An 18,145-nucleotide genomic window follows, 5' to 3' on the forward strand; every position below is an offset into this window, starting at 1 on the left:
TTGGTGCTGCGAAAATACCACTTTATTGGTTTACGATAAAAAGATAAACGGGTTATTTATTAACCAAAAAATCCGATTTGTTTAGCAAATCGGATCTTAAATGAAAATATTATAATAAGGGAATTAAATGCTCCCAATTTAATTGTTTTGCAAAATCTAGTGCTGTTTTGCCGCTGGCAGTTTTTTCATTTTTATCTGCTCCTGATTCTAATAATACCTGAATTGAAGTGAGATTTCCTGCGATTGCTTCTCTATGTAAAAAGGTATAACCTAATTCATCTTTTGCAGTTATTTCTTCGGGATTATTTTTTACAAAATCAATAAGACTGTCTTTCATGTTTTTACTCATAGGATGTTCTATAAGATTTTCAGGTTTTTCTTTTTGATCAGAAACGACAAAAATATCGTTGAAATCTCCAAAATCTAATCCCCAGGCTTCGTCGTGATCTTCTCTTTCGTTATCGCTCATTTCTGAACGCATTGCATGAATAGTATAACCTCCGTAGGTTTTTCCTCCAGCTGCAAATAACCAGTCACTGATTTGATTGATTGGAATTTGTATTTCATCTCCGTTATTTACATTCGTTAATTCATTTGGCTGATTAACTAGAACACCATAAATAGTTTCACCATCAAAATTAACATCATTAATCCACATGTGTTCAACTAAAGTTTCTCCATTTATTTCCTGAGTGAAAGCCAGTTTAACACAGGCAACATCAAGTCCGGGAATTATTCTGCGATATTCCCAGGATAATTCTCTCCAGAAATATTTAAAGGTAGCCTGCGCTTTTTTGAACGCTTCAATCATTTTTGGATTTTCTCCATCGGCAAAGAAAATGGGTGTGTTTTCCATTATATATTATTTTTATGAAGTAATTTTTGAAATTTCTGTTTAAGTCTAAACGAATAAAAAACCGATCTGTTTACAAATCGGTTTTTTACTATTTAAAGAAACCGAACTTAGAAATTTACATCGTCTGCGATATTGCCGCCTTGTTCTGCAGCAAATTTTGCGGCATATTCTTTTTGTTTTGCTTGTTGATAATCATGGAATTCTGTGATATTTTCAGAATTCCAGTTTTGATTTTGCTCTGTCATCCACTGCATTGCTGCAGATTGGAAATCAGCAAGGTTGATCCCGAAAGTTTCTAAAATCCATTGCGCGCCATCGATTCCGTATTCGTATGCAGCTTGTCTCGCTCCGGCAAGTTCTTCGTAGAAATAACGGTCTGTTTTGATTCTTTCAAGATTTGCTGCTCCTTCTTCAGAAATTTCTGCTTTTAGGTTTTCTAATTGCGGAACTGTTACATTTTCTGCATAATACTGCCCGAACAAAGTTGTAACCGTAAATGAAGTGTCTTCGCCCATACGCTGGGGCCAGATTGTGTTTAACTCTTCCCAAATTACAGATTCGAAGCCCATTGCTTTGCAAACTTCCTGATAATCGATTCCGGCACTTATTTTAAGGCACATTGCGGTATACGTTCTTAAATCTACGCCGTGTACAGGCTCAAGAAACGGATTATTTTCTTCAACCTTTATGAATCCTGAAGTTTGAATTCCGGTATATTTTAATGAATTAGCATGTTCAAATCGTATCATTTGGTCAGAATCGCAATTATTCCATTCGGTGTAAATTTCTCTTCTGTAACTAAAATATATGCCTTTAATATCTTTTTCTTCAAGGTTTTCACCACTTGCGCGTTGGTCAGCAATCCATGCTTCGGCTCTTTCTGCTACTTCGGCATCAAAATCATCAACATTATAATGCGTTCCGTGCAAAGTTTCTGGATCGTATTCTACTTCCTGATAATCATTTCTGTAATTATCTTCATAGTTTTCGTTTGATGTTTGTGCCTGCTCAAAATTTTGATTTTCCTGTTTACTGTCTCCAGTTAGAGCTCCAAAAAGTTTCTTAAACATTTGTTGATTTTTAAGGATTAATAATTATTTATTGTGTACCTGATTCTGATACATTTTTTCGTTGTGCTCTTTTAAATCGGGCGTAATTTTATTCCACTCGTCATACATGGCGCGCAGATAAACCTGATATAATTTTGGAGCATTTTTGATAACAAATTGCCTTTGTTCTTCGAGATCATCCATTTTTGCCTGAATTTCATTCAGCACTTTTTTATCTGATTCATGTATTTTGCTCAAACTTAATTCATGTCGCTGATGATATAATTCCCGCTCTTTTTTATCCTCCGTTTCAAAAGCTTCGTATAAGTGTGCTGTTCTTTGTTCAGCAAGTCCGCGTGCAATGTTTTGCAAATTTCTGCCTTGTGTGCTTGGCGCAAACGTGTTTTGCGTTTTACAATACGGACATGAAATATAGGTTTCGATTAAAAAGATTTTTTCGATTTCGATGCTTCCTCCGCATTGTGTACAGCTGAATTTATTTTTGATGGCATCAAATTCATCGAGGATTTTTTGATATTCGATTTCAAGATCTCTTTCCTGTGTTTTTTCGATCTGTTTTCTCCAATATTCGTATTGATTGTCAAAATCGTAGTAACGATCAGAACAAGCGGTTCTGAAATCAGAAACCAGGTTATGATGTCTGCTTAAAACCGAAATCTGCGAATTATAATTTTGGTAAACATCCAGAATTTTTTCGTCGTAAGTATCCCGGGCTTTTTCTCTTATGTTTGATAATTGACCGTTTACGCCAGAATAAACCCTGTGGAAAGTTCTTTTGTACAAATCGTCATCGCTTTGTAAAATTTCTTTAAGTTCCGGAATGGCTGCGGCTGCAAATTCTTCCATTTTTGCTTCAAGTTTTTCTAAGAAGGTAAACCATCTTTGTTGTGATTCCTGAAGTTCTGCATACCATTCCGGAAGGTTTTCTTCGTTTTTTTGTTTATTGAATAATCCGAACACGTTAATTTTATTTTTTAAATTGAATTATCTTCTTTTTTAATATAAACTCCGTCAGTAAGTTTTACGGTTATAAATTCAAATCCGCAATAAGCACAATGTGTTACACCATCTTGTTTTGCTCGTCCGGCGCCGCAATTTGGACAGTCTTTTGCATTCATTTTTGCGTCGCTGATTTCCATTTCACCGCCATAATTAGTTTGGTTTTGAGCTTTTTGTTTTAGTCTGTCTAAAAACGAATTGACTTTTTTCTCTTCCATTATAATTGGCTTAATAATTCAGATTTCTTTGTTTTAAATTCATCTTCGTCGATTAAACCGGCATCAAATAAAGATTTTAGTTTTTGAAGTTTAGACGTTAAATCGTCTTTTACTTCTTCTTTTTGGGTTTCTTTATTCTGCTGTAATTGATTTAGAAGAATTCCCATACTCAATGCGTTTTGGGTTGCATCGTGAAGTGCTGTTCCTTTATCTCCAATAGCAGTTGCGGTATTGAATTTGGTAAATTTATCCATATCAGTTACCATATTCATATTGGTGATTTTATCGTAGTGTGCCGTAACTTCTTCGGGTAATGTAACGCTGGTGATTACAAACTGCGTTAATTCAATTCCGAATTGAAGGAAATAAGGTTTTAGATACGGTTCGATTTTTTTACCTAATTGGGTAATATTTCCGGCAACGTCTGTTACAGTAATATTTTCATTGGCGAGAACTTCTCCAAATTTTGGAGCAACGAAATCACGTAACTGGTTTTGCAATTCAAAAATGGTAAGCTGCTGATAGGTTCCCGCATACTGACGGAAGAATTTGGCAACGTCGACAATTTGAATATCGAAACTTCCAAAAGCGCGAATTCTGATTTGCCCGAATTGTGGATCGTTCAATAGAATAGGAGCAGGAGTTCCCCATTTATTATTGATGAATTGATGGGTGTTGAAAAAATAAACATCGACTTTAAACGGACTTTCAAAACCGTATTTCCAGCCTTTCAGTTTGCTTAAAACCGGAATATTTTCTGTAGACAAAGTATGAAGGCCAGGTTCGTAAACATCGGCAAGCTGGCCTTCGTTTAAAAGCATTACCTGCTGGCTTTCGCGAACGGTTAGTTTTGCTCCGTTTTTGATTTCTTTATCTTCATCATAAAATTTCCACATTAGTAAATTAGGATCACTCGTTGTGGCTTCGATTATTTCTATAAAAGGTAATTTCATAAAATCTTATTTATAAAGAATAAAAATAAGAATTATAAGACGACTTCAATGTTTTTTTTATGTCAAGTTTTTAACAAATTTTTATTTATAAATTTTAAAGTTTATAATATTTGTCAAAGTATTGTCAATTTCGACCGAAGGGAGAAATCGCATACTTATATCGACAAAGATTGGTGATTTACTTTGTAGAGTTTCTTTATGGATTTACGAGTGCGATTCCTCGTTCCTCGGAATGACAAACTGTGTGTTAATTTTTGTTTTTTTCATTAGTAATGATAAGTCTGTTTTTCTTTTGTTCGATAATTACAATTTCACCTTTTTTAAATCCAAGTTTTTCAAGTCATTTGCCTTCCAGTTTTATTGATGGAATTGTAATGTCTTTGTGTGTTCTTTTTTGAAATTTGGTGTGAATTTTAAGTTTTCTCTCGTTGTTCATTGTTGTTATTTTTTTAAGACAAAGTATTGTCATTTCGACCGAAGGGAGAAATCGCACTCGTGAATCGATAAAGATTGGCGACTTGCTTTGTGGAGTTTCTTGTGCGATTTCTCCCTTCGGTCGAAATGACAAAAACTAAGCTATTAGTTTCTTTAAATTCTATTTTACCTGTAATTATCTTACAAAGATATATGAAAAACTCATTTTGTCAACATATATGATGACAAAATTTTAAATAAATTGTTTGACATTTGTTTTATGACACAAGATCAATTAAAAGAAAAAATAGGTCAACGAATTGTCGAACTTCGAAAAGAGAAGGGTTGGAATCAATCTGACTTAGCTCGCGCATGTAAAAAAGACCGTCAATCTATAGAAAGACTTGAAAACGGAAAATTGAATACGACAATTTATACTTTGTTTCAAGTTGCAACAGCTTTGGATATTTCTCTATCAAAACTGGTTGATGTATCATAATTGCCTATAATTTATTATTTATCTTTTGAAAACTACTGTGCGTGAAGGATGGGAGCGGCATCCTTTTATGGCGGGGTTCGCCATAAAAGATACAGCGGACAGCCTGACCCGGAGGGACACGCCATAATAAAACGACTTATTTTTACTAATCAGATTTTAAGACAAAGATTGGGGATTTGCTTTGTGGAACTTCTTTGTGGATATATGAGTGCGATTTCTCTCCCGAAGTTTCGGGATCGAAATGACAAAATAAAAAATCCGATCTGCTTTCACAAATCGGATTTTTAAATTGAAAATTATATATGACCGTAAAACGGTATATTTTTACAAGTGAATTACTTCGCCGTAAGCATCAGCAACAGCTTCCATAACTGCCTCGCTCATTGTTGGATGAGGGTGGATAGATTTAAGGATTTCATGACCTGTAGTTTCTAGTTTACGAGCTACAACTGCCTCAGCAATCATATCAGTAACACCAGCGCCAATCATGTGGCATCCTAACCATTCTCCGTATTTAGCATCGAAAATTACTTTTACGAATCCGTCTGGAGTTCCGGCAGCTTTAGCCTTTCCTGAAGCTGAGAATGGGAATTTACCAATTTTTAATTCGTAACCTTTTTCTTTTGCTTGTTTTTCAGTTAAACCTACAGAAGCGATTTCTGGAGTTGCGTAAGTACAACCCGGAACATTTCCGTAATCGATTGGCTGTACGTGAAGACCTTTAATTTTTTCTACACAGTTAATTCCTTCTGCAGAAGCTACGTGAGCTAAAGCCTGACCCGGAGTAACGTCTCCAATTGCGTAGTATCCCGGAATGTTGGTTTCGTTGTAAGCGTTTACTAAGATTTTATCTCTGTCAACAGCGATTCCAACTTCTTCTAAACCAATATTTTCAATGTTTGTTTTGATTCCAACTGCCGAAAGTACGATGTCAGCTTCAAGAACTTCTTCTCCTTTTGCAGTTTTAACAAATGCTTTAACTCCTGCACCGGTTGTGTCGATACGCTCAACAGATGAGTTTGTCATAACTTTAATTCCGGCTTTTTTCAAAGAACGCTCAAATTGTTTTGAGATATCTTCGTCTTCTACAGGAACCACGTTTGGCATAAATTCTACAATAGTAACATCTGTTCCCATTGAGTTGTAGAAGTGAGCAAATTCAACTCCAATTGCTCCAGAACCTACGATAATCATAGATTTTGGCTGTGTTGGTAATGTCATTGCCTGACGGTAACCAATTACTTTTACACCATCTTGCGGTAAGTTTGGTAACTCACGAGAGCGAGCTCCGGTTGCAATGATGATGTGATCAGCGCTATATTCTGTAACTTTATTATCTTTATCTGTAACGTCAAGTTTTTTTCCTGGTTTTAGTTTTCCAAAACCTTCGATAACGTCAATTTTGTTTTTTTTCATTAAGAATTGAACACCTTTGCTCATTCCTTCGGCAACACCGCGGCTGCGTTGAATAACTGCTGGAAAATCTTTATCGAATTCAGAAACTTTCAATCCGTAGTCAGAAGCGTGTTTTAAATAATCAAAAACCTGAGCTGATTTTAGTAATGCTTTTGTTGGGATACATCCCCAGTTTAAACATACACCACCAAGGTTTTCTTTTTCAACTACAGCAGTTTTAAAGCCTAATTGTGAAGCTCTAATTGCTGTTACATATCCTCCAGGACCACTTCCTAAAACAATAACGTCGTATTTCATTTTTTTTGTTTTTAGTATTAACTATCGAAAATGAGGTTTATAGATTCCGAAACTCACTTGCCGATTTTTCGTTTGTTATTTGTGCTTGCGAATTTAATGATTTATTTTAAAAAGAGTATCATGTAAAAAAGTAAAATATGTGATGTTAGTTGTGAGATGAAAGAAGCAAGAAGTAAGAGAAGAGAAATAAAGGTAAATGTGTGATGTTGATTCGTTTGTCAGGCTGAACGAAGTCGAAGCCCGCTGCTTGTAAAAAGCTCTTCGACTTCGCTCAGAGTGACAGAAATTATTAAAAAGATAAAGCCACAGATTATTAGGATTAAAAAGATTTTTTAAAATCCGTTTAATCTGTTTAATCTGTGGCGATATATTTTGTTGTTATGGAACTATGTGGAAGGGCTTTGTGTGGGCTTCGATTTCGCTCAGCCTGACAATCGTTCAATTAATAATTCATAATTAACCATTAAACTTTCACGTGTCCCCAGTTTTCGCCGCTGGCAATTCTGCGAATCTGCATTTCGCTTACGCCGAATTGTTTAGCGATCATTTTAAGACGTGTTTTTTGTTCTGGTCTTGCCAATATTTTTTTGATTAACATGACTTTTGTGGTAGTTAATTTTCGTCCGTCGGCTTTTAAGTTGTGTTCGATCAGGTTTTTCTTTGCCTGAATCACACGAGGACTTTTGCGGCTGTGCGCCATCATTTCTTGTTTTGTTGCCCAGCGTAAATTGCTGATATCGTCATTGCTTCGGTTGTAATCGAGATGCAGGACATAGGTTTGATCTTCTGATTGTTTTGGAAGAAAATATTGGGCAACTAATTTGTAGAGAAATAAATATTTGTTGATGATTTTGTCATCTTTTTTAACTTTAAATCTAAAAGTAGGATATCCATCGCTTAGGCCGCCTTTTAAGATTCGGCCGTTTTCAATTTCGTCTGTAAAGCTTATTAATCTTCCTCTGTTTGAAATTGCGTATTTAAGTTGTAATGATGCGTTTATTTCTATTTCTTTGAATTCTTCGTTAGGATAAAATCTGTTATGTGGCATTTTCTTTTTCATTTAAATTTTTGTCTCTCAAAGATAAAGAATTCTAAAATGAAGAAAGTTATACTGTAAGTTACATAATATCAACTTTATGATTCTTATAACGCTATTTTAACTTTTTAGAATGATTTTGACACTTATTTGGTCAGTTTAAAACTTCAAATTGTGAATTATGCAGTTTTAGATTTTCTGCGAAAGCGTAAATTTTAGCGTTTTCCGATTCAAAAAAATAATCAATTTTATTGATCGAGCCAGTTTTTGAAATTGTTTATTTCTTTTTTACTGATAATTATTGGATCGTTTTCGATGGGAGGAACGGTAAGAATGAGTTCTATTTTTTGATGCGAATGTTTTACGACTTCTTTTATAATATTTCGGTGTACGATATATTTTCGGTTTATTTTGAAAAAGATAAACGGATCAAGGCTGTTTATAATATCTGTAATGGTGCTGTTATATAAATAGCTGTTGCCAGATTTTAAATAGATAAATAAATGTTTTCCAGATGCTGCAAAATAAGTGATTTCAGATTCGTTTACTGAAATTAGTTTATAACCGTGATTTACTAAAAAATGACGTTGTATTTTGCTTGTTTCTGGATTTTCGATGGCGACTAAAGACTGCAGTGTTGCATCGGCATTAAAGCTGTCTTTTATTTTTTTGAATTTGGTTAGGGCTTCTAATAGCTCTTGTTCTTCAAAAGGTTTTAAAAGATAATCGATTGTAAAATGTTTGAATACCGAAATGGCATAAGAATCGTAAGCCGTAACAAAAATGACCGGGCAGGAGATTGTGGCTTTTTCAAAAATTTCAAGGCTTTTTCCGTCGCCCAAATGAATATCCATAAAAGCTAGGTCGACACTGTTTTGTTTAAAAAAATCGACCGCTTCTTTTACCGATTTTAAAACTGCAATTTCGGCTATCTGTAAAATTTCCTGCTGTTCTAAAATTGATTTTAGGTAACTGGAAGCAAGATATTCGTCTTCGACAATGGCAATTTTCATTTTCCTTTTGAGATAAAGTTAAAAAGTTTCATTTTTAAGTGAGAAGCCCTTAAATGATTTTGCAAATATAATTGTCTATAGTTTTTTTACAACAAGTTTTTATAGGAGTTTGCAGTTTTGTTGTTATTTAATCTTTTCTGTTATGTTTCACATAATACTTGTGGTTTAAGCGGCGGGTTACGGATTGTGAATATATTGTGTTCCCGTGGTTGAAACCACGGGTTATGTTTATTAAATCGTTAATGAAAATCTATGTTTCTATTTCAAATATAGCCTGTGGTTTCAACCACGGGAAACGAATCGTGATTTTATTGCGTTCCCGCGGTTGAAACCGTCGGTAATTTCTTTGATATAAATGCAAAAGAGGCCCAGCTTGCACTGGACCTCTTAAAAAAAAAACAATAGGTAAAATTATAGATTGGGATTGTTTAATCTCGCATCTGCCGGGTAAATAATAGTATATCGCGGATCGTTTTGTATCAATGTATAATTGTCACCGTCAAAAGTGTGAACGATTTGTTTTTGAGATGTTCTTCTCAAATCAAACCAACGCTGCCCTTCAACAGCAAACTCACGGTGTCTTTCTTCGTAAATAAAGTTTGTTAAATCTGCAGCATTCATTGCATTAACTTCAATTTCAAGTTGTACATAAGCAGCTGCTGTGTATCTGTTTTTGATGAAGCTTAAAACAGTTGTTTTAGCATCAGCAATGTTGTTCAGTTTTAATGAAGTTTCTGCTTTTGTTAAATATAACTCAGAAGTTCTGAAAGAACATTTTTGATCAATATTTCCACCTTTTTGAATTCTGTAACGGCTTCCGCTTGCTAAGAAATAAAGAGGAAAACGTAAATCAGTTGTTTTGCTGTAAGCAGCAATTAAATCTGGTGAAGCATAAACGGCACCTTTTAAGTTGTTTATTAAACCATCTTCAAGAGCTAAAATAGATTCTTTTGAATCGTATTTTGTTGCGAATACAGGTGTAGCCTTTAAATCAACTAAAGCGTTGTTAATTGCTAACGCTTTATTTGCAGCGTCAAGCGATTTTTGCCATTGTTGTACATATAAATAAATACGGCTTTCTAAACTGTATAAAGCAACTTTAGAGAAACGATAGTTTAAACCTTTTGTTTGAGAATCTTTGTTGATGAATTTTTCAGCTTCCTGAGTGTCAGAAATAATTTGATTGTAAATTACTTCTACACTTTGAGGAACAAATGCCTGCTCTAAATCAATTTCTAATGCTAACGGAACTCCTTTGTCTGAACCGGCTGTTGCAGCATTATATGGTTTTCCAAAAAGGTTAATTAAATCAAAGTAAGCCATTGCTCTTAAAGCATACGCTTCTCCAACTAATTGGTTTCTTTCTGGAGATACATCTAATTTTTTAGACGCTTCGTTAATGATTACGTTTGTATAAAAGATAGTTTTGTATAAATCTGCATATTGAAAAGTAGTTGTAATACGATCCGGATTTGCATCTTTCCAAATATAAATATCTCTATAGTATGTTACGTCATCACTAAATTCATTCATTGTCAATTCGTCTGTACGAACTGCCGTTAATGATTTATGTTCAGGATATACGTCGTATCCTTTTGTTAAAACTGCGCGGTACTGCTCTAATGTTTCTGGAATAACACGACCAACTGGCTGGATGTCCAGATAATCATCACAGCTTGTTACAGCAAGTGCTGCAGCAAAAAGTAGTATATATTTTGAGAATTTTTTCATCTTTATTTTTTATTAGAAAGTTACATTACATCCTAAAGTGAATGACTTAGGAACTGGTTGTGCATAAATGTTTCCGAAAGTTTCAGGGTCAAAGTAACCTTTGTAATCAGAGCTGATTACGAATAAGTTTCTAGCTTCAACATTAAGTCTGATGCTTGAAATGTTAATTTGATCTGTAAATGCTTTAGGGAATGTATAACCTAAACGCAAACTGCTTAATCTCATATAACTCATTTCGCTAACCCATGTATCTAAATAATTGTAGGTTGTAATTTGGTTTTGTCCAGAATACCATAGGTATGCCATATAAGAATCTCCTGTTCCTGAATCTTTACTTGTAATTCCTGGTAAGTTAGAAGATGTATTAGTTGGTGACCATGCATCTAAAATATCTCTACTGTAATTTTGTCCTCTGTCTACGATTGTTCCATTGTATGGAGGAGTTCTTGTTACAGTTTGTTTGATGTTGAATGAAGCTGCAATTGTTAAATCAAAATTACTTACTTTAAAAGTATTGGTAATACCTCCAGTAAACTTAGGATCTCTGTCTCCTAAATAAACAAATAAGTCTCTAAATTCAGCAGCTGATAAATTTGACTGCGCTAATTCTCCTGGGAAAATATCAGCAAATGGATCGTATAAACCAAAGAATGTTTGAGAGTTTACAGTTTCTCCTTTTTTGTTGATAAATAAAGGATATCCATTTTCGTCGATTCCGTTTGTTTTAAATCCAAATACAGCATTTACCGGACGTCCTTCTCTGTTTGGCAGGTAATCAGTATCACGAACTTCGATACGATCTACGTTGCTTTTGTTGTGAGAAAAGTTAATACTTGTATTCCATTGAAAGTTTGGACGGTCAATATTTTTAGTAGATAAAGTTATCTCGTAACCTTTATTACTTACCTGTGCCCAGTTCATATTTGTATATTCAAAACCATTTTCTAAAGGAAGCGCTCTTAAACCAATTAAGTCAGAACTTTTTCTTCCGTATAAATCAGTTACAAGGCTAATACGATTGTTGAATAAACCTATATCAGCACCTACGTTAGTATTGGTAGTTTTTTCCCAACGTAATTTTTCATTTGGCGGACTCTGAACATCAATAATCTGCTCATTTTGTCCAGGTAAAATAATAGTTGTACCATTTGTACCCATTACATAAGGAGAAGTATTTTTGTCAATGTTTCCTTGTAAACCGTAAGAAGCACGAAGTCTTAAGTTAGAAAGTGTTAGGTTGTCTTTTAAGAAATCTTCTTCAGACACTGCCCAAGATGCAGATGTTGACCAAAGTGGCAAATATTTGTATTTAGGATCTACACCAAATAAATCTGAACCATCGTATCTCACACTTCCAAATACACTATATTTTCTGTTGTAAGTATATGCAGCAGTAGCGAAGAAAGAAGCAAAAGCATTTTCATTTTCACTTTTAGCATATTGTTTATAATCAGATTCCTTAGCGAAACCAGCGTTAGGGAAAAGAATTGGCTGTGTAGTTAAATTTTTCTCATCAAAACCAAATCCTTTAGTTGAAACAGATGTTGTGTAGTTTCTTCTTAACTCATTACCAACCATTGCTTCGATTTCGTGTTTCTCAGCAATTTCAGTTTTATAACTCACCATTGTTTTTAAGTTATACTGAAAAAAGTCTGTATTTGAGTTTTGAATAATTCCACCTTCCGGAAGGAAATAATTGTAAGCTCCGTTAGTAAAATAACGTGATTTTTCTTTTTGCTTTCTTGTGTAATAAGTTTCTTTTCCAGCAAATTTTTCGCTGGCAGTATTGTCTAACTGTAAACCTAATTGAGACGTTACTTTTAAGTCTTTAGTAACTTTATACTCAGCATCTAATAAAGCTTTTATAGCTCTGGTTTTTAAATCGTAAGAAGTATTTGCTCTTTCTTCTAAGATGTTAAAAGGAACATAACGGCCAGAATAACCAGTGATATCTGGGTCATATTTATAACTTCCATCTTTGTTGTATGGAGTTAAATATGGATTTACGTTTCTTGAGTAATTTGATGGGTTTGTAAACGCATCTGTATCTGTAAGGTAAGATGTAGTTTTGTTTTCAGAACCAAAAATTCCAACACCAACTTTAAATTTATCTGTTATTTGATAGTTGTTTTTTAATGTTAAGTTGTAACGTTTGAAACCAGTTCCAATAGTTGCTCCTTTTTCATCATAGTATCCTAAAGAGAAATAGTAATCAGATTTTTCTCCACCACCAGATAAACTTAAACCGTGCTGCGTGTTGATAGCTGTTTGATATAATAAGTTACCCCAGTTTGTGTTGTTTCCTCTTAAAGAATTGATAGATTGTTGTGTTGCAGGGCTTAAAGAAGAAAATCCTCCAGCTCTGTAAGCGTCTAATTCGCCAGATCCATTTAAGATACGAGAAATATCTCCGCCAGTATCTCTGTAAGTTAAATCTGCACGGCTTGCCATGTTAAGTTCTAAATCAATTTTCTCGTTTGAGTTCATTAAATTTAATTTAGAAAACTGAGGTCTCTGCGTGATAAATGTATTAGTATTGAAACTTACTACCATTTTACCAGCTTTACCTTTTTTAGTAGTTACCACGATTACACCGTTTGCAGCACGTGCACCGTAAATAGCAGTTGCAGCAGCATCTTTCAAAATCGTAATATCTTTAATATCGTCTGGGTTTAAACCTGCAATAGAGTAGTTGTTTAATACGTCGATATTGTCTTTGTCATAGTTTTTAGGAACTTCATTTCCTTCTAATGGCAGCCCATCAAGTACCCATAAAGGATCTTGTGTGCCGTTAAGAGATGCTGTACCCCTGATTCTGATTTTTGCTGGTGCTCCAGGTGCTCCAGATGGTGTGCTTACCGCAACTCCGGCAATTTGTCCTACCAATAACTGGTCAATACTAGAAACCCCAGTCTGCTGGATCGCAGCCATGTCGATTTTTGTAACGGCAGCAGTAAGTTTTCTTTTCTCAATTTTTTGGTAACCTGTTACCACAACCTCCTGAAGTTTTGCTGTTTCAGATGTTAAGTTGATTGTATAATTTTTTTGAGCAGAAAGTTCAAGCGTATACGATTTGTATCCCATGAAAGTAACTCTCAAAGAAGTAATATTTTTTGAAATTTTCAAAGAGAATTTACCGTCGAAATCTGTAGTAGTTCCGATACCTTCACTTTGAATAATACCTGCCATAGCAGTTTTATTTGAGATGGAATTGTTCTCAACGAAGATCGATGCACCAGGTATTGGCGAAAGATCTGCTTCATCTTGAATGATCCCCGTAATAGTTCGGGATTCCTGCGCATATCCTGCGATGGCCAGGAGCAGCAGTAGGGCATGTAGAATTTTTTTCATGTTTTGGGTTTGGGTTATATATTAAAAGGTTGTATTATTCAAAGCTCTGTCGATTCGTTGTATTAAATCGCGGTAATGATTTTGGGTCGATTGATCTCCCGTACTTCTTTTTGTTCTTAATAATTGAAGCACTTTACTCAATTCTCCTTTTTTGTCTGATGTTACTTCTGTAACTCTTTTTAAAGCAGACTGATTAATGTTTCTCGCCATATGTTCATCATCTAAATAATTGCACAAATGAGGCATACTTAAAGTCTGCAGAATTTCGATTGCTTTTTTAGGCTCAGTTTTTTCAAACAACTTATTTGTTGAAACAATCAAAACATCAACATAATTTTTTTGTGTCATTCGCTCTAAAATGCTCAACGATTTGTTTTGAATCGTTCCTGCAAATACACTTTGATGTAATTTTTGGAATAAATCATTTACGGTAAAAACCTTTTCATTTGTTTTATTTCGCTGATACAATTCATTTTCCGTCATTCTAAGCAAACGATCATCATTTAATAAATCATACATAATACGATATTGCAATCCTCTTGAAAGAGTATACGGAGTGTATTCATAAGGGCCTAGAGGCGAATTTTCTAATGGATTTGTTTTGTCTAAAATGTCATTAAAAAATAACCATTGCGGAATTGTAATTGCATTTTTAACTAAAAAATCTGCCGCTCTTTTTTGCATTGCTGCCGGTACCGGAATATAACTTTGTTTGTTGTCGCCATGAACGGTCGTATTAAGATAAATACCGCCAATATTACTCATGACATGATAGTTATACGTTTCCCACTGCCCAATACTTCCTATATACAGTTTGCCGGTTTCATAATATGAACGGTCTTTGTCGTAAGTCCAGTTTAAGATATTGTCTACAACACGTTTTAAGTTTTTTAAACCGTATTCGCTTGCTTTTACAGCATCGTTTCCTAAATCTTCAGATTGTGAGCGAGGATCAATTACATTTGCCTGCTGTTCTCCATAAAAATAAATGGGGTCATTTTGATGTTTTGTAATTAAGGCGTTTAGTTTTGCTGTTTCGTTTTCGTTAGGCGAATACCATCTGTAACCCCATTCAATAGCATATTTATCATATTCTCCAATTTTAGGAGTAATTACCGTAACACTATCTTCTGGCTGTGCAACGTAATTATAACGGGCATAATCCATAATTGAAGGTGCTGTTCCACCCATTTTTGCTGTAAATTCTTTAGAACGCAAAGACTCAACATCATAAGCAAACGAAGAGCCCATATTGTGTCTTAAACCAAAAGTATGTCCAACTTCATGAGATGATACAAAACGAATGGCTTCTCCCATATGTTCATCGCTAAATACATTTCCTCTTGCTTTTGGGTCAATTGGTCCGGTCTGGATACGCATCCAGCTTTGAAGCGAAGTCATCACATTGTGCCACCAAATAATGTCGGCTTCAATAATTTCTCCGCTTCTTGGGTCAACAACCGAAGGGCCCATAGCATTGGATTTTGGTGATGCCGCATACGTAATAACAGAATAGCGAGCATCATCTATGTCAAAGTCTAAATCTTTTTCAGTAGGTTCTTTTGCAATAATAGCGTTTTTAAAACCCGCTCTTTCAAAAGCTGCCTGCCAATCGTGAACTCCATCAATAATATACTTTCTCCATTGCTTCGGAGTCGACGGATCGATGTAATAAACGATTGGTTTTTTCGGCTCTACTAATTCACCTTTCAAATATCGTTCTTCATCTTCTTTCTTTGGTTCTAAACGCCAGCGGGTAATCAATTCTTTTTCAAGCATTGCCTGCTGTGCATCGGTAAAATACCAATGCTTTTCAGAGAAGAAACCAATTCTGTTGTCAGAAAAACGAGCTTTCATTGGAGTTTTATCCAATAAAATAATATTACTTGTTACGCCAAGCGTTACCGACAATGCCGGTCCGCCGCCTTCGCTGATAGAAGTTGTCAGCTGCGATTTTACTACAATATTTTTAGGGAAAGCTTTTAAACTCTCTATATATGATAAGTCAGATTTTACAGAACCGCCAATACCAATGCTGCTCAAAACATCATTGAAGCTTTTTTGTTTTCCGTCAAAAATCTTATTTACTTTAATAACTACAGCACTCGAATCGTTGTTTTTGGTTTCAATATCAAAAACTTCAATAATAGATTCTGAGAAATTATCAATTACAGATGCTGTAATGGCATCTTCTTTTGGTGAAGAAACTTTAGGAACATATGTTTTTATCCAAACTTTCTTTGCAATTGTATCTTTATAAAAGGAAATGATTTTGTTTTCATAATTCATTCCTTTATTTAAGCCAGCTTCGTTAATCTGAAAAGGGACCTGAGATAATTTATTTACAACCAGAAATTCTCTTTTAAATAAACTATCCTGAATTTCAAAATAAACATCGGTTTTAACCTGAATGATATTGAACAGTCCTTTTTTAAGTGTGCCCTTTTTTATTAGGTCACTATATTTTTTTCCTTTTTTGGAGTCAGTAGAATCTTTTACAATTTCAGTCTCTGTTTCTTTTTTCTTTTTCTTTTGCGAAAGAACTGTAACAGGAATGAATAATAATAAAATTAGTAAGCAAAGTAATTTTACATTATGCAGGAATGCCTTTTCCCTCATTTTGGTGTTAAGTTTAAGTTAATTTTCATCGAAACTATTCGATTTTAGTTCAGAAAAAAAACAAAAAGGAGTGAATGGCTTTTTTTTAGGAGTGAATGGATATTAATGGTAAAATACAAACGAAATTGCCTTCTTTTTCTGAGGTTTTTAAATTGGTTCTGGAGTAAAAATTATAAATGCTTGAGAGATATTTTAGACCGAAATTAGTACTGGGTTCACCGTGTGCCTTTTTTTGAAGATTATTACTGATAATAACCTGATCTTTCTGAATTAGAATTTCTGTCGTCAGCGGATTTTCCTGTGTTGCCATATTATGCTTGATAGCATTTTCAACCACAACCTGAAAAGCCAGATATGGGATAAATTTATCCAAAGCTTCTTCGTTTTCGATTTTTATCGAAAAGAATAATTCTTCTTTGAAACGAGTCTGCTGTAAAAAGATATATTTTTCGATAAACAATAATTCATCCTTTAGCGGTACAATATTTTTTGCCGGCGGATCTATCAAATAGCGGTAAATACGGGAAAGATTCAAAGTAAATTTCTGCGCTGTTTTTACATCACTTCCTACCAGCATATAAAGTGAGTTTAACGAATTAAATAAAAAGTGTGGATTAATCTGCTCTTTTAAATGCTGGAGCTGAATAAGCGCTTTTTCTTTTACAATTTTTTCATTCTCTACAAGGAGTCGGTTTTTTTCTTTAATGGCAATTCCCTTCTCTTTATAGGCCCGTCTGTTGGCATACGAGAATAAATAGAAAATCAGCAGAAGCATTACCGTTGTAATCGAATAAATCCAGGTCGAATATTTTTTAATCAACGCTACATTTTCGTCAATAAATATTTTTGGGAAATTGACACATATAAACCAAGGCAGATTTTTTACATCTATTTTTTTTGTAAACCGGATAACATCAAGCTTCAAAAATTCAGACATTGTAACTCTTTTTACATAATCCTGCTTTTTACTGAATATAGTATCAAAAGGACGGGTAGAAGAAACTTCGTAAATATTTTTTCCTATAAAATCAGATTCAGGATGATAAATACATCTTCCTGACTGATCAAAAATAAAAGCATAATTACCAGCCGATTTATCGACGGTAGAAAAATAATCGTGCAGTTTTTTTAAATTAATGTCGTAGCCATAACGCACCGTCGTATTTTTTGAAGCGAGTTTAAAATAAACTCTCCAAACCCATTCCTTTCCCTGTGGAATAATAATGCTGATATGATCTGTATTTTTATTTTTAAGAATAAAATCTTCAGCATCTTTTTTTACGGCATCAGAAATAGAATCAATACCAAACTGAATTTTATTGTCATTGATTTGAAACCAATTATCAACTACTAATAAATTTGTACCCTGCACCGAAGATAAAACTTGTAAGTTAGAAGCTAAATTCTCAGGGTTACTTATTTTTAAAACGTGTTTTATGCGGTTTTCCTGTTCCAGAATTTTTGAAAATTCCTGCGCCAAGAATTCCTGCTTTTTAAAAAAATTACGCTGTGCCATTTCTTCATTCGATTTTTCTGTAAGATCAGTAATTAAATTACTCAATATGTATACAGAAGAAACCGTAATAAGAATAGAGACAATAACGTAAATTACGAAAGCACGTCGGGATGTTATTTTTTTTAATCTAAATCTCAAAAAGCATTTATAATTTAAG

The 18,145-nt window shown here is 34.2% G+C and carries 13 protein-coding genes; 1 reads left to right on the forward strand and 12 read right to left on the reverse strand.

Annotated features, from left to right (window positions below):
- Positions 1-109: 109 nt before the first annotated feature.
- From LUU93_RS06365 to LUU93_RS06385, 5 genes are all read right to left on the reverse strand, one after another.
- The gene (locus tag LUU93_RS06365) at positions 110-856 is read right to left on the reverse strand and encodes a DUF2314 domain-containing protein (RefSeq protein WP_232679457.1); all 747 of its coding nucleotides are present in this window, start codon (positions 854-856) and stop codon (positions 110-112) included.
- A 107-nt stretch (positions 857-963) separates the two neighbouring features.
- The gene (locus LUU93_RS06370; RefSeq protein WP_073484915.1) at positions 964-1,926 is read right to left on the reverse strand and encodes a DUF6620 family protein; all 963 of its coding nucleotides are present in this window, start codon (positions 1,924-1,926) and stop codon (positions 964-966) included.
- A 24-nt stretch (positions 1,927-1,950) separates the two neighbouring features.
- Positions 1,951-2,886 carry a hypothetical protein gene (locus LUU93_RS06375; RefSeq protein WP_232679459.1) on the reverse strand — a complete coding sequence of 312 codons (936 nt, stop codon included), beginning with the start codon at positions 2,884-2,886 and terminating at the stop codon, positions 1,951-1,953.
- 14 nt (positions 2,887-2,900) lie between these two features.
- The gene (locus LUU93_RS06380; RefSeq protein WP_232679460.1) at positions 2,901-3,143 is read right to left on the reverse strand and encodes a hypothetical protein; all 243 of its coding nucleotides are present in this window, start codon (positions 3,141-3,143) and stop codon (positions 2,901-2,903) included.
- Positions 3,143-4,096, reverse strand: a complete 954-nt coding sequence (locus LUU93_RS06385) for an SPFH domain-containing protein (RefSeq protein ID WP_232679462.1) — start codon at positions 4,094-4,096, stop codon at positions 3,143-3,145. The genes LUU93_RS06380 and LUU93_RS06385 overlap by 1 nt, the downstream gene beginning before the upstream one ends.
- Positions 4,097-4,790: 694 nt before the next feature.
- On the opposite strand from LUU93_RS06385, the gene LUU93_RS06390 reads away from it, so the two are divergent.
- The gene (locus LUU93_RS06390) at positions 4,791-5,009 is read left to right on the forward strand and encodes a helix-turn-helix domain-containing protein (protein WP_232679464.1); all 219 of its coding nucleotides are present in this window, start codon (positions 4,791-4,793) and stop codon (positions 5,007-5,009) included.
- Positions 5,010-5,333: 324 nt separating this feature from the next.
- Here the strand turns inward: LUU93_RS06390 and lpdA are convergent, their stop codons facing one another.
- From lpdA to LUU93_RS06425, 7 genes are all read right to left on the reverse strand, one after another.
- On the reverse strand, positions 5,334-6,722 hold the full coding sequence (lpdA, locus tag LUU93_RS06395; protein ID WP_232679466.1) for a dihydrolipoyl dehydrogenase: 1,389 nt from the start codon (positions 6,720-6,722) through the stop codon (positions 5,334-5,336).
- A gap of 463 nt (positions 6,723-7,185) precedes the next feature.
- On the reverse strand, positions 7,186-7,770 hold the full coding sequence (locus LUU93_RS06400) for an NUMOD4 domain-containing protein (protein ID WP_053471817.1): 585 nt from the start codon (positions 7,768-7,770) through the stop codon (positions 7,186-7,188).
- Positions 7,771-8,006: 236 nt separating this feature from the next.
- Positions 8,007-8,771, reverse strand: coding sequence for a LytR/AlgR family response regulator transcription factor (locus tag LUU93_RS06405; protein WP_232679468.1), 765 nt, complete (start codon positions 8,769-8,771; stop codon positions 8,007-8,009).
- Between the two features lie 411 nt (positions 8,772-9,182).
- Entirely contained in the window at positions 9,183-10,502 is a 1,320-nt protein-coding gene (locus tag LUU93_RS06410; protein WP_232679470.1) for a RagB/SusD family nutrient uptake outer membrane protein, read from the reverse strand.
- Positions 10,503-10,514: 12 nt separating this feature from the next.
- Positions 10,515-13,853, reverse strand: coding sequence for a SusC/RagA family TonB-linked outer membrane protein (locus LUU93_RS06415; RefSeq protein WP_232679472.1), 3,339 nt, complete (start codon positions 13,851-13,853; stop codon positions 10,515-10,517).
- 21 nt (positions 13,854-13,874) lie between these two features.
- Positions 13,875-16,472 (reverse strand): zinc-dependent metalloprotease, encoded by a 2,598-nt coding sequence (locus LUU93_RS06420; protein ID WP_232679475.1) that lies wholly within the window; start codon positions 16,470-16,472, stop codon positions 13,875-13,877.
- 85 nt (positions 16,473-16,557) lie between these two features.
- Positions 16,558-18,126 (reverse strand): sensor histidine kinase, encoded by a 1,569-nt coding sequence (locus LUU93_RS06425; RefSeq protein WP_232679477.1) that lies wholly within the window; start codon positions 18,124-18,126, stop codon positions 16,558-16,560.
- Positions 18,127-18,145: the final 19 nt, after the last annotated feature.

It is taken from the genome of Flavobacterium soyae, assembly GCF_021245985.1.
Lineage (GTDB): Bacteria > Bacteroidota > Bacteroidia > Flavobacteriales > Flavobacteriaceae > Flavobacterium > Flavobacterium soyae.

What these genes read in the sequence shown, in the direction of transcription:
- LUU93_RS06365 (WP_232679457.1), bottom strand. Translation starts at nt 856, where the DNA reads ATGGAAAACACACCCATTTTCTTTGCCGATGGAGAAAATCCAAAAATG.
- LUU93_RS06370 (WP_073484915.1), bottom strand. Translation starts at nt 1,926, where the DNA reads ATGTTTAAGAAACTTTTTGGAGCTCTAACTGGAGACAGTAAACAGGAA.
- LUU93_RS06405 (WP_232679468.1), bottom strand. Translation starts at nt 8,771, where the DNA reads ATGAAAATTGCCATTGTCGAAGACGAATATCTTGCTTCCAGTTACCTA.
- LUU93_RS06410 (WP_232679470.1), bottom strand. Translation starts at nt 10,502, where the DNA reads ATGAAAAAATTCTCAAAATATATACTACTTTTTGCTGCAGCACTTGCT.
- LUU93_RS06390 (WP_232679464.1), top strand. Translation starts at nt 4,791, where the DNA reads ATGACACAAGATCAATTAAAAGAAAAAATAGGTCAACGAATTGTCGAA.
- lpdA (WP_232679466.1), bottom strand. Translation starts at nt 6,722, where the DNA reads ATGAAATACGACGTTATTGTTTTAGGAAGTGGTCCTGGAGGATATGTA.
- LUU93_RS06420 (WP_232679475.1), bottom strand. Translation starts at nt 16,472, where the DNA reads ATGAGGGAAAAGGCATTCCTGCATAATGTAAAATTACTTTGCTTACTA.
- LUU93_RS06415 (WP_232679472.1), bottom strand. Translation starts at nt 13,853, where the DNA reads ATGAAAAAAATTCTACATGCCCTACTGCTGCTCCTGGCCATCGCAGGA.
- LUU93_RS06385 (WP_232679462.1), bottom strand. Translation starts at nt 4,096, where the DNA reads ATGAAATTACCTTTTATAGAAATAATCGAAGCCACAACGAGTGATCCT.
- LUU93_RS06400 (WP_053471817.1), bottom strand. Translation starts at nt 7,770, where the DNA reads ATGCCACATAACAGATTTTATCCTAACGAAGAATTCAAAGAAATAGAA.
- LUU93_RS06380 (WP_232679460.1), bottom strand. Translation starts at nt 3,143, where the DNA reads ATGGAAGAGAAAAAAGTCAATTCGTTTTTAGACAGACTAAAACAAAAA.